This window comes from Streptococcus sp. SGI.013 (assembly GCF_050315295.1).
Lineage (GTDB): Bacteria > Bacillota > Bacilli > Lactobacillales > Streptococcaceae > Streptococcus > Streptococcus porcorum.
On the sequence record NZ_JBNPOS010000014.1, the window covers coordinates 12,294 to 24,929 of the forward strand.

The following is a 12,636-nucleotide window of genomic DNA, read 5'->3' on the forward strand; positions in this document are numbered from 1 at the left end:
TTTCAATAATAGGAAAAAAGCTGAAATCGTGCTATAATAAAGCTATTAGTTCATTAAGTAAGGAAGTTTTATATGAAAATCATTGCAGTGGATGCTATGGGAGGTGACCACGCTCCTCAAGCGATTGTGGAGGGGGTCAATCGTGCGATTGCTGAGTTTAAGGATATTGAAATTCAGCTTTATGGCGATGAGTCAAAAATTAAGAAGTATTTGACGGCGACAGAGCGTGTCAGCATCATCCATACGGATGAAAAGATTGACTCTGATGATGAGCCAGCAAAGGCAATTCGCCGTAAGAAAAATGCCTCAATGGTCTTGGCAGCTAAAAGTGTCAAAGACGGTCAAGCTCATGCTGTTTTATCAGCTGGAAATACAGGCGCGCTTTTGGCGGCTGGGATTTTTGTGGTAGGACGGATCAAGGGAGTGGACCGCCCAGGTCTGTTATCTACCTTGCCAACTGGGGACGGAAGTGGGTTTGATATGTTAGATCTTGGTGCTAATGCGGAAAATACAGCTAAACATCTGCACCAATATGCGATTTTAGGTTCTTTTTATGCCAAGCATGTCCGTGGTATTTCTTCACCACGTATTGGTCTTTTAAACAATGGTACGGAAAGTAGTAAAGGAGATCCGCTTCGTAAGGAAGTTTATGAGTTGTTATCAGCAGATGACAGCCTAAACTTTGTTGGCAATGTGGAAGCGCGTGAGTTATTAAATGGTGTCGCAGATGTTGTGGTGACAGATGGGTTTACAGGAAATGCCGTCTTGAAATCTATCGAGGGAACAGCTTTATCAATTATGGGGCAGCTGAAGTCAGCGATTCAATCAGGTGGTCTAAAGGCTAAGATTGGCGCCTTCTTCTTAAAAGATAGCCTTTATAGCTTGAAAGGGTCGTTGGATTATAGTTCAGCTGGTGGAGCAGTCTTGTTTGGCGTGAAGGCACCTGTCATTAAAGCACACGGATCAAGTGATGCGACAGCTATCTACTATACCATTAAGCAAATCAAAAAAATGTTGGATACAGATGTGGTAGCAAAATCCGTAGCTGCTTTTACAGAAGAATAGTAAAAATGTTCGTATATAGCGAACATTTTTATTTTGTTTATTTTAAATTGTTAGGCATTTGATTGAAAAGGTACATTCTTTATGTTAGAATGAGGATGATAAAAACGAAAGGCGAACAAAAATATGTCAAGAGAGTTGATTTATTCGGGGAAAGCAAAGGATATTTTCGCAACAGAAGATGAAAATATTATTTTGGCTCAGTATAAAGATCAAGCCACAATGCTTAATGGTGCTAGAAAAGAGACGGTGGATGGTAAAGGGAAGCTGAATAACCAAATTTCATCGTTGATTTTTGAACACTTAAATGCAGCAGGAATTGCGACGCATTTCATAAAGCAAGTGTCCGAAACAGAGCAACTAAATCAAAAAGTAGAGATTATTCCACTAGAAGTAGTATTACGCAACTATACAGCGGGTTCCTTTTCAAAACGTTTTGGTGTAGATGAAGGCATCAAACTTGAGCAACCGATTTTGGAATTTTATTACAAAAATGATGATTTGGATGATCCTTTTATCAATGATGAGCATGTTGCCTTTTTAGAAATTGCAAGTGCTGATGAGCTAGCTTTCTTGAAAGAGGAAACACGTAAAATCAATGCTGTCTTGACAGACTTGTTTGCTCAAATTGGTTTGACTTTGATTGATTACAAATTGGAGTTTGGACGCACGGCAGATGGCAAAATTATTTTAGCAGATGAAGTATCTCCAGATACGAGCCGCCTTTGGGATGCAGATGGCAATCATATGGATAAAGATGTCTTTCGTCGTAATATCGGCTCCATCACAGATATCTATACTGTCGTTTTAGAAAAGTTACAAGAGTTGAAATAAGGAAGGATTTGGGAGTTCCAGATGGATAAACGTATTTTCGTTGAGAAAAAGGATAATTTTCAGATTAAAGCAGAATCTTTACTGGCAGAATTAATTCATAACCTGCAGTTAACGAGTTTGAAACATCTGCGTTTGGTACAGGTTTATGATGTTTTTGGTTTAGAAGAAGAGCTTTTTGGGCAGGCTGAACAACACCTTTTTTCTGAGCCTGTGACAGATAATATCTTAGCAGACGATGCTGTGGCAGAGCTTTTTCATCAAGTGTATTTTGCGATTGAGGCTTTACCTGGTCAGTTTGATCAACGTGCAGCGAGTAGCCAAGAGGCGCTTTTCTTACTAGGAGCTAAAGATGTTACAGTCAAAACAGCTCAACTATATGTGGTTAATGCTGATATTTCATCCTCTGAGCTTGAGTCGATTAAAAAGTATCTGTTAAACCCTGTTGATTCACGCTTTAAGGATATGGAGAAAGCCTTGGTTTTGGAAGGCTACTCAACCTCATCAACAACTATTCCTAACTTAGAGATTTTTGAAACTTATACAGCAGAAGATTTTAAGGCTTATAAGGCTCAAGAAGGTCTGGCTATGGAAGTGGACGATTTACTCTTTATCCAAGATTACTTTAAGACTATTGGGCGTGTGCCAACTGAGACAGAGTTGAAAGTTTTGGATACTTACTGGTCTGACCATTGCCGTCATACGACCTTTGAAACGGAATTAAAGAAAATCGACTTCTCAGCGTCAGCTTTTGAAAAACAATTGCAAGCAACATATGATAAGTACATAGCAATGCGTCAGGAGTTAGGACGTACTGAAAAGCCACAAACCTTAATGGACATGGCTACTATCTTTGGGCGCTATGAGCGTGCTAATGGGCGTTTAGATGATATGGAAGTATCTGATGAGATCAATGCTTGTTCTGTTGAAATTGAAGTTGATGTTGATGGTGTTAAAGAGCCTTGGTTGTTGATGTTTAAAAATGAAACCCACAACCATCCTACAGAAATTGAACCTTTCGGAGGCGCTGCTACTTGTATCGGTGGTGCGATTCGTGATCCTTTGTCAGGTCGTTCCTATGTTTACCAAGCTATGCGTATTTCTGGGGCGGGTGATATTACAGAGACGATTGCAGAGACACGTCAAGGGAAACTTCCTCAACAGGTGATTTCTAAAACTGCAGCACATGGTTATTCATCTTATGGAAACCAGATTGGCCTTGCGACAACTTATGTTCGTGAATATTTCCATCCAGGTTTTGTTGCCAAACGTATGGAGCTTGGAGCTGTAGTAGGGGCGGCACCAAAAGATAATGTGCGTCGTCTTAAACCTGAAGCAGGTGATGTTGTGATCTTACTTGGAGGTAAAACAGGGCGAGATGGTATCGGGGGTGCTACAGGTTCGTCTAAGGTTCAAACGGTACAATCGGTAGAAACTGCTGGGGCAGAAGTCCAAAAAGGAAATGCTATTGAAGAGCGTAAAATTCAACGCCTTTTCCGTAATCCAGCTGTTACCCAATTAATCAAAAAATCTAACGATTTTGGAGCAGGCGGTGTCTGTGTGGCTATTGGTGAGTTAGCTGATGGTCTTGAAATTGACCTTAATCAAGTGCCACTTAAATATGCGGGGCTTAATGGGACAGAGATTGCGATTTCTGAATCACAAGAGCGTATGGCAGTGGTCGTTGCTCCTAAGGATGTTGAACGATTTATCGCTGAGTCTGAAAAAGAAAATATCCAAGCAGTTGTTGTCGCAAAAGTGACTGAAAAGGCGAATCTTGTGATGACTTGGAATGGTCAAAAAATTGTTGATATTGAACGTTCTTTCCTTGACACTAATGGTGTTCGTGTAGAGGTGGATGCGCGTGTTGTTGATAGTGAACTCTCTCAACCCTATCAGGTGACTACCTCTAAAGAAACTCTAGAACAAGATGCTGTTAAGGTATTGTCAGATCTTAATCATGCTAGTCAAAAAGGCTTGCAGACGATGTTTGATAGCTCTGTTGGACGTTCGACTGTCAATCACCCTCTTGGTGGACGTTTTCAAATTACCCCAACGGAGAGTTCGGTTCAAAAATTACCAGTACAAACTGGGGTGACTAATACAGTTTCTGTTATGGCACAGGGTTATAATCCTTATATTGCCTCTTGGTCTCCTTATCATGGTGCAGCCTATGCTGTTATTGAAGCGACAGCACGTTTAGTTGCTACTGGTGCGCAATGGTCTAAGGCACGTTTTTCTTACCAAGAGTATTTTGAACGCATGGATAAAGAAGCTGAGCGTTTTGGAAAACCTGTTGCAGCTCTTTTGGGATCTATTGAAGCTCAAATTCAACTGGGACTGCCATCTATTGGTGGTAAGGACTCCATGTCGGGGACATTTGAGGAGTTAACGGTTCCTCCAACCTTGGTGGCATTCGGTGTGACAACAGGTCAGGCAGACCGTGTGCTTTCTCCAGAATTTAAAGCAGTTGGAGATTATATTTACTATATCAGAGGTGCGGAGTTAGCAGCAGATATTGATTTTGAGCGGATTAAGTCTAACTTTATCAGCTTTTCAACCTTGCAAGAGGAGTATAGTATCACCGCAGCTTCAGCTATTAAATATGGTGGTCTTCTAGAAAGTCTGGCAGTGATGAGCTTTGGTAACCGCATTGGTGCAGAAGTGACCGTATCAGATCTAGAGCAGGTCTTACAAGGGCAATTAGGTGGTTTTGTCTTTACGAGTCCAGACGACATTGATGGTGTTGATAAGATTGGGTTTACGACGCTGGATCACGATATTAGTTTGAATGGACAAGTTTTATCTGGTTCGAACTTAGCATCAGCTTTTGAGGGTACTCTGGAGTCAGTTTATCCTACAGTTTTTGAACAAGACAAAGAACTCAAAGAGGTTCCTAAAGTCGTTTCAGATGCTGTTATTAAAGCTAATAGTTCTGTAGCAGAACCTGTGGTATATATCCCAGTCTTTCCAGGAACAAACTCTGAGTATGATTCGGCTAAAGCTTTTGAACAAGAGGGCGCTAAGGTTAATCTTGTTCCATTTAGAACACTTAACCAAGAGGTGATTACTCAATCTATCGAAGAAATGGTTGCTAATATCGAAAAGGCCAACATCCTATTCTTTGCAGGTGGATTCTCTGCAGCAGATGAGCCTGACGGTTCGGCTAAGTTTATCGTTAATATCTTGTTAAACGAGAAAGTTCGCGCTGCTATTGACAGCTTTATCGCAAAAGGTGGGCTGATTATTGGTATCTGTAATGGTTTCCAAGCTCTTGTCAAGTCAGGCTTACTTCCATACGGGAACTTTGAAGATGCTACTGAAACATCGCCAACCCTCTTTTATAACGATGCTAACCAGCACGTGGCAAAAATGGTTGAAACACGAATTGCCAACACTAACTCACCGTGGCTTGCTGGTGTGGAAGTCGGTGATATCCATGCTATCCCAGTTTCTCATGGGGAAGGTAAGTTTGTGGTAACGGATCAAGAGTTTGAACAGTTACGAGAGAATGGTCAAATCTTTAGCCAGTACGTTGACTTTGCAGGGCAACCAAGTATGGATTCTAAGTACAATCCAAACGGCTCAAGTCATGCGATTGAGGGAATCACGAGCAAGAACGGTCAAATCATTGGTAAGATGGGACATTCAGAACGTTACGAAGATGGTCTTTTCCAAAATATCCCAGGAAATAAAGATCAGCATTTGTTCCGTGGCGCTGTTGCTTACTTTACAGGAAAATAAGCTAGTGGGCTAGGCAAAAAATTGCCTGCTCTAGCCAGATGACAGAAAAGGCTGGGGATGATATCCTAGCTGTAGGTTTACGCATTTTTGCTAGTGCAAGAAATGCAAAGGAAAAAGAATGATGACATATGAAGTAAAATCGCTTAATGAAGAATGTGGAGTTTTTGGGATTTGGGGACATCCACAAGCGGCTCAGGTCACGTATTTTGGCCTTCATAGTTTACAACACCGTGGTCAAGAAGGGGCTGGCATCTTGTCTAATGACAAGGGTCAACTTCATCGCCACCGTGACACTGGTTTAGTATCAGAGGTCTTTAAAAATACTGCTGATTTAGAGAAACTAACAGGACAAGCTGCAATTGGGCATGTTCGTTATGCTACTGCTGGAGCAGCCTCTATCGATAACATCCAGCCTTTCTTGTTTAATTTTACAGATATGCAGATTGGTTTGGCTCATAACGGAAACTTGACCAATACCTTGACATTAAAAGCGGAGTTGGAACGAAGTGGTGCTATTTTTTCAAGTTCATCAGATACAGAAATTTTGATGCACTTGATTAGACGTAGCCATAATCCCGATTTTATGGGTAAAATCAAGGAAGCATTAAATACTGTAAAAGGAGGCTTTGCTTATCTGCTGATGTTAGAGGATAAGTTAGTTGCCGCTTTAGATCCAAATGGTTTTCGTCCCCTTTCAATTGGGAAAATGAAAAATGGTGCTTGGGTTGTTGCAAGTGAAACATGTGCCTTTGAAGTTGTTGGTGCAGAGTGGGTGCGTGATGTTGAGCCTGGTGAGATTGTTGTTATTGATGATAGTGGGATTTACTATGACACCTATACCACAGATACACAATTGGCTATCTGTTCGATGGAGTATGTTTACTTTGCTCGCCCTGACTCAGTCATTCATGGGGTAAATGTCCATACTGCTCGTAAAAATATGGGGCGTCGTTTAGCTCAAGAATTTCAACATGAAGCCGATATTGTTGTGGGGGTTCCCAATTCCTCACTTTCAGCTGCTATGGGGTTTGCAGAAGAGTCAGGTTTACCAAATGAGATGGGCTTGATTAAAAATCAATACACTCAGCGGACTTTTATTCAACCAACACAAGAGTTGCGCGAGCAAGGTGTTCGTATGAAGTTATCAGCGGTCTCTAGTGTGGTGAAGGATAAGCGCGTGGTTATGATAGATGACTCGATTGTTCGTGGGACCACTTCCCGACGCATTGTTCAGTTGCTTCGTGATGCTGGGGCTAAGGAAGTCCATGTTGCCATTGGTAGCCCTGAGTTAAAATACCCTTGTTTTTATGGGATTGATATCCAAACGCGTCGAGAGTTAATTTCTGCTAATCATACGGTTGATGAAGTCTGTGAGATTATTGGTGCAGATAGTTTAACCTACCTTTCTTTAGAAGGCTTAGTGGACTCAATTGGTCTTGAAACTGATGCACCAAATGGTGGGCTTTGTGTTGCTTACTTTGATGGGAATTATCCTACCCCTCTTTATGATTATGAAGAAGAGTACCTTCGAAGTTTAGAGGAAAAGACAAGCTTTTATATTGAAAATGTGAAGAAATAGTAGTGATAAAAATTCTTTCAAGGCTGAAGCGTTTCGTCTTCGCTGAAATCGTCTTGGTGTTGATTGGTCTTGGTAGTGGCATCTGGAATTGGTTTCAACATGGCTTTTCAAAAGCTTGGTTACCAATGTTGGTAGCTGTTATTTTAGGTGTTTCTGCCTGGCAACATCATGGACTTCGAATTGAGTTAGAAAAGCAGATCAAGTTAGAAGACAGCTCTGCTATTTCCAAAGAAAGGAAAGAAAATGACAGAAAATAAAAATGCTTACGCCCAATCTGGTGTTGATGTTGAAGCGGGTTATGAAGTTGTTGAACGTATTAAAAAGCATGTAGCTCGTACAGAGCGTGCAGGGGTTATGGGAGCTTTAGGTGGCTTTGGTGGTATGTTTGACCTTAGCCAAACAGGTGTTAAAGAGCCTGTTCTTATCTCAGGAACGGACGGTGTTGGGACTAAACTTATGCTTGCCATCAAGTATGATAAGCACGACACTATTGGTCAGGACTGTGTGGCCATGTGTGTCAACGATATCATTGCAGCAGGTGCTGAACCCCTTTACTTCCTTGACTATGTTGCTACTGGGAAAAATATCCCTGAAAAACTAGAGCAAGTTGTAGCTGGTGTTGCTGAGGGTTGTGTCCAAGCCGGTGCTGCTTTAATCGGTGGCGAAACGGCTGAAATGCCTGGAATGTACGGCGAAGATGACTATGATTTGGCTGGATTTGCTGTAGGTGTGGCTGAAAAATCACAAATCATTGATGGTTCAAAGGTTGCTGAGGGCGATGTTCTTCTTGGACTTGCTTCAAGTGGGATTCACTCAAACGGCTATTCGCTTGTTCGTCGCGTCTTTGCTGATTATACGGGTGAAGAGGTCCTTCCAGAGCTTGAGGGGAAACCGTTGAAAGACGTTCTTCTTGAGCCAACACGCATCTATGTGAAAGCAGTGCTTCCACTCATTAAGGAAGAGTTAGTTAACGGTATTGCCCACATCACTGGTGGTGGTTTCATTGAAAATGTCCCACGTATGTTTGCCGATGATTTAGCGGCTGAAATCGAAGAAGATCAAGTTCCTGTTCTTCCAATTTTCAAAGCTATTGAGAAATATGGTAGCATCAAACATGAAGAGATGTTTGAAATCTTTAATATGGGTATTGGTTTGATCTTGGCAGTCAGTCCTGATAAGGTTGAGCGTGTGAAAGCCTTGCTTGATGAGCCTGTTTACGAACTTGGTCGTATCGTAAAAAAAGCTGACGCAAGTGTGGTGATTAAGTAATGAAAAAAATTGCAGTTTTTGCTTCTGGCAATGGCTCAAACTTCCAGGTGATTGCAGAGCAATTTCCCGTTGACTTTGTCTTTTCAGATCACCGAGATGCTTATGTCTTAGAGCGTGCAGAAAAACTCGGTGTGACAGCCCATGCGTTTGAACTCAAGGAGTTTGACAATAAAGTCGCCTACGAAGAGGCAATCGTTGCGTTACTTGAAGAATATGACATTGACTTGGTTTGCTTGGCAGGTTACATGAAGATTGTTGGCCCTACTTTGCTAGCAGCTTATGAGGGACGTATCATCAACATCCACCCAGCCTATCTACCTGAATTTCCAGGGGCTCATGGTATTGAAGATGCTTGGGAAGCGGGGGTGGACCAGTCGGGTGTCACGATTCACTGGGTGGACAGCGGTGTTGACACAGGAAAAGTCATCAAACAAGTACGCGTCCCACGCTTGGCTGATGACACCATTGAAAGCTTTGAAGCTCGTATTCACGAAGCAGAGTACCAGCTCTATCCAGAAGTGCTGGAGGAGTTGGGAGTGGCTAGGAAAGTCTAGTTTAGGAGGTTAATGATTCTCCTAAATGATGATATAACATAACCTCAAGGGGACAGAGTGATGAAACGTCGAATAGTTTGGTTGACTGTGTTTGTTTGCTCTTATCTTATTTTGGCAACTATTTTCAACCAATTGCTACTGTTTTTCTTAGATAAAAGTTTACGAGAAAGTATCGCTATTTTTCTTGCGAGCATTCTAGCTTTTTTCATCAGTTTATATGTTGATAAGAGGTACTAGTAGTGAAAACAATCATGCTGACAACTCTCATATACCTTGTTTGTATTGGCTTGGCAGATAGTGTGATAACCTTTATGACACATTTTTGAAGAATGGCGTTAGATTCAGCGGTTGCTTCACTTGTATGGACTGTTTACCATAGTTATAAGCAAAAGAAATGATAGATTCCAAGAAAGGAAAAATACATGACTAAACGCGCACTGATTAGTGTATCAGATAAAGCGGGCATTGTTGACTTTGCCCAAGAATTGACAAAACTTGGTTGGGAGATTATCTCAACTGGAGGAACAAAGGTTGCCCTTGATGCTGCTGGGGTTAAAACCATTGCCATTGATGATGTGACAGGTTTTCCTGAAATGATGGATGGTCGTGTTAAGACGCTTCATCCAAAAATCCATGGTGGACTTTTGGCGCGTCGTGACACAGAAAGTCACTTGCAGGCGGCTCAAGACCATGAAATTGGCTTGATTGATTTGGTGGTGGTTAACCTTTATCCTTTCAAGGAAACTATCCTCAAACCAGATGTGACTTATGCCGATGCGGTTGAAAACATTGACATTGGTGGACCTTCAATGCTTCGCTCTGCAGCCAAAAATCATGCTAGCGTGACCGTTGTTGTTGATCCAGCAGACTATGCTGTAGTACTTGATGAATTGTCAGCTGATGGAGAAACAACTTATGAAACACGTCAACGCCTAGCAGCGAAAGTTTTCCGTCATACAGCAGCTTACGATGCCTTGATTGCAGAGTACTTTACGGCACAAGTCGGAGAAACTAAGCCTGAAAAACTAACTCTGACTTACGACCTCAAACAGCCGATGCGTTATGGGGAAAATCCACAACAAGATGCAGACTTTTATCAAAAAGCTTTACCAACGGATTACTCTATTGCTTCAGCTAAACAGTTGAATGGTAAAGAATTGTCTTTCAACAATATCCGTGATGCGGATGCGGCTATTCGTATTATCCGTGATTTTAAAGATCGTCCAACGGTTGTGGCACTTAAGCACATGAACCCATGTGGTATCGGTCAAGCAGATGACATCGAGACAGCTTGGGATTATGCTTATGAGGCTGACCCTGTATCCATTTTCGGAGGCATAGTTGTGCTGAACAGAGAAGTAGATGCTGCGACGGCTGAAAAGATGCACCCGATTTTCTTAGAAATCATCATTGCACCAAGCTATACAGAAGAAGCGCTAGCTATTTTAACCAATAAAAAGAAAAATCTCCGTCTTCTTGAGTTGGCTTTTGATGCACAAGATGAGAGTGAAATTGAGAAAGAATACACAGGTGTTGTCGGAGGTCTCTTGGTACAAAACCAAGATGTCGTAACAGAAAATCCATCTGATTGGCAAGTGGTGACGGATCGCCAACCAACAGAACAAGAACAAGCTGCACTTGAGTTTGCTTGGAAAGCTTGTAAATATGTCAAATCAAATGGTATCATTGTCACAAATGACAAGATGACACTTGGTGTTGGCCCTGGTCAAACCAATCGTGTTGCCTCTGTTCGTATCGCTATTGAGCAGGCTAAGGAGCGTCTTGAGGGAGCTGTCCTTGCTTCAGATGCTTTCTTCCCATTTGCCGATAATATCGAAGAAATCGCAGCGTCAGGCATTAAAGCCATCATCCAACCAGGTGGTTCTGTGCGTGACCAAGACTCTATCGATGCTGCTAACAAACATGGCTTGACCATGATCTTTACAGGCGTGAGACATTTCCGTCATTAAACCTGATATTTAAAAAATAGAATCATGAGAGGCTGGAATTTTCCAGCTTCTTTTTGTTTGGATTACTATTAATTAGTAGTTTATGACAAGTGTATCAAAATGTTACATCTATGACACAGTTTCTTTAAGAAGCCTTAAATAGACATTTTTTACTCAAAATTTATGTTAAGATATTTTCTATCGAGAGAACGAAAGGGAAGAAAAATGTTTATTAATAAAAAAATTGTCCTTGCTTCAACACTGACGTTATCACTATTTGCAGCTAGTCATGCTAAAGCTGATGAGCAAGATGGCATCTGGACAGCGCGTACTGTAGAAGAAGTTAAAGCAAATCTGATTGAAGAAAATAATAGTGTGACCTATACGATTCAATACGGGGATACTCTTAGTAGCATTGCTGAGGCGATGGAGATTGATTTAGCGGTTCTCGCACAAATTAATCAGATTGCCAATGTGGATCTCATTTTTCCAAATACTGTCTTAAAAACGGTTTATGATCAAAATCATCAAGCCACTTCTGTTGAAATTTCAGTTCCAACAGAAAATCCACTGCAAAATGAAGTGGTTGCCACTGCTGATTTAGCTAGTCAACAAGTAGTGATGCAAGATCAAGTTGTTGATTTAAAACCAATATCAGAAGCAGTTTCAGAGCAAGCAGTCGCTTCATCTGCACCAGCGACCACAGCACTTGCAAATTCTGAGCAGGTTTCTTCCGAAGAATCAGCTTCTGTTAACTCTGATAGCAGTACAGTTGCTAGCTTGACAGCTGATATTGTCAATCAAACTCCTGCTAGTGAATATGTCGCCAGCTCAGAGATTGCTCCTGCTTCTCTTACGGCTAGTTCTGAGGCAGTAACTTCAGAAGAAGTAGCTTCTGTTACCTCAGACAGTAGTACCATTGCTAGCTTGACAGCTGATATTGTCAATCAAACTCCAGCTAGCGAATATGTCGCCAGCTCAGAGGTCGCTCCCGCTTCTATTACAGCTAGTTCTGAGGCAGTAACTTCCGAAGAAGCAACTTCTGTTAATTCAGACAGTAGTACCGTTGCTAGCTTGACAGCCGATATTGTCAATCAAACTCCTGCTAGTGAATATGTCGCTAGCTCAGAGGTTGTGCATTCAGAAGCTCAACCAGTATCAGAAGTTGCAACTGTTACAAGTGAGGCGGCAGCGCCTAGTCAAACTAATGTTGCGGTCAATAGTACTGGTCTTCAACCTGTCGCAGCTAGCTTCCAACAAGCTGTGGCTAATCAATTTGGAATCAGTGATATCGGGGGCTACCGTCCAGGAGATCCTCAAGATCACGGACAAGGTCTTGCTGTTGATGTCATGGTACCAGTAGGGTCAGATTTAGGCGATCAAGTGGCTCAGTACGCTATTGATAATATGGCTTCTGCCAATATTTCTTATATTATTTGGGAGCAACAATTTTATGCCCCAGTGAACAATATCTATGGTCCAGCTAACACTTGGAATCTCATGCCAGATCGTGGCAGTGTGACAGAAAATCACTATGATCACGTTCACATTTCTTTTAATGGGTAATCTATTATTTTTAGAAAATCAGCCAGCGTAAGCCCTGGTTGATTTTTTGTTATGAACCGAACTCTTTTATCAATTTCCCTTA

The 12,636-nt window shown here is 41.7% G+C and carries 9 protein-coding genes; all 9 read left to right on the plus strand.

The window, feature by feature from the left end:
• Positions 1-72 precede the first annotated feature (72 nt).
• The 9 genes from plsX to ACQRDX_RS05270 all read left to right on the plus strand — a co-directional run bounded on the left by plsX (position 73) and on the right by ACQRDX_RS05270 (position 12,554).
• Positions 73-1,065: a phosphate acyltransferase PlsX gene (gene plsX, locus ACQRDX_RS05230; protein WP_427895141.1), complete on the plus strand. Its 993-nt coding sequence runs from the start codon at positions 73-75 to the stop codon at positions 1,063-1,065.
• Between the two features lie 123 nt (positions 1,066-1,188).
• On the plus strand, positions 1,189-1,896 hold the full coding sequence (purC, locus tag ACQRDX_RS05235) for a phosphoribosylaminoimidazolesuccinocarboxamide synthase (protein ID WP_427895139.1): 708 nt from the start codon (positions 1,189-1,191) through the stop codon (positions 1,894-1,896).
• A gap of 21 nt (positions 1,897-1,917) precedes the next feature.
• Positions 1,918-5,637, plus strand: coding sequence for a phosphoribosylformylglycinamidine synthase (locus ACQRDX_RS05240; RefSeq protein ID WP_427895137.1), 3,720 nt, complete (start codon positions 1,918-1,920; stop codon positions 5,635-5,637).
• A 121-nt stretch (positions 5,638-5,758) separates the two neighbouring features.
• A complete protein-coding gene (purF, locus tag ACQRDX_RS05245; RefSeq protein ID WP_427895135.1) occupies positions 5,759-7,216 on the plus strand; it encodes an amidophosphoribosyltransferase in 1,458 nt (485 codons plus the stop codon).
• A gap of 2 nt (positions 7,217-7,218) precedes the next feature.
• A complete protein-coding gene (locus ACQRDX_RS05250) occupies positions 7,219-7,473 on the plus strand; it encodes a hypothetical protein (RefSeq protein WP_354368577.1) in 255 nt (84 codons plus the stop codon).
• The gene (gene purM, locus ACQRDX_RS05255) at positions 7,460-8,485 is read left to right on the plus strand and encodes a phosphoribosylformylglycinamidine cyclo-ligase (RefSeq protein ID WP_427895133.1); all 1,026 of its coding nucleotides are present in this window, start codon (positions 7,460-7,462) and stop codon (positions 8,483-8,485) included. Before ACQRDX_RS05250 ends, purM begins: the two co-directional genes overlap by 14 nt.
• Positions 8,485-9,039: a phosphoribosylglycinamide formyltransferase gene (gene purN / locus ACQRDX_RS05260; protein WP_427895131.1), complete on the plus strand. Its 555-nt coding sequence runs from the start codon at positions 8,485-8,487 to the stop codon at positions 9,037-9,039. The genes purM and purN overlap by 1 nt, the downstream gene beginning before the upstream one ends.
• Before the next feature lie 422 nt (positions 9,040-9,461).
• A complete protein-coding gene (gene purH, locus ACQRDX_RS05265; RefSeq protein ID WP_427895129.1) occupies positions 9,462-11,009 on the plus strand; it encodes a bifunctional phosphoribosylaminoimidazolecarboxamide formyltransferase/IMP cyclohydrolase in 1,548 nt (515 codons plus the stop codon).
• A gap of 204 nt (positions 11,010-11,213) precedes the next feature.
• Positions 11,214-12,554: a LysM peptidoglycan-binding domain-containing protein gene (locus ACQRDX_RS05270; protein ID WP_427895127.1), complete on the plus strand. Its 1,341-nt coding sequence runs from the start codon at positions 11,214-11,216 to the stop codon at positions 12,552-12,554.
• Positions 12,555-12,636 lie beyond the last annotated feature (82 nt).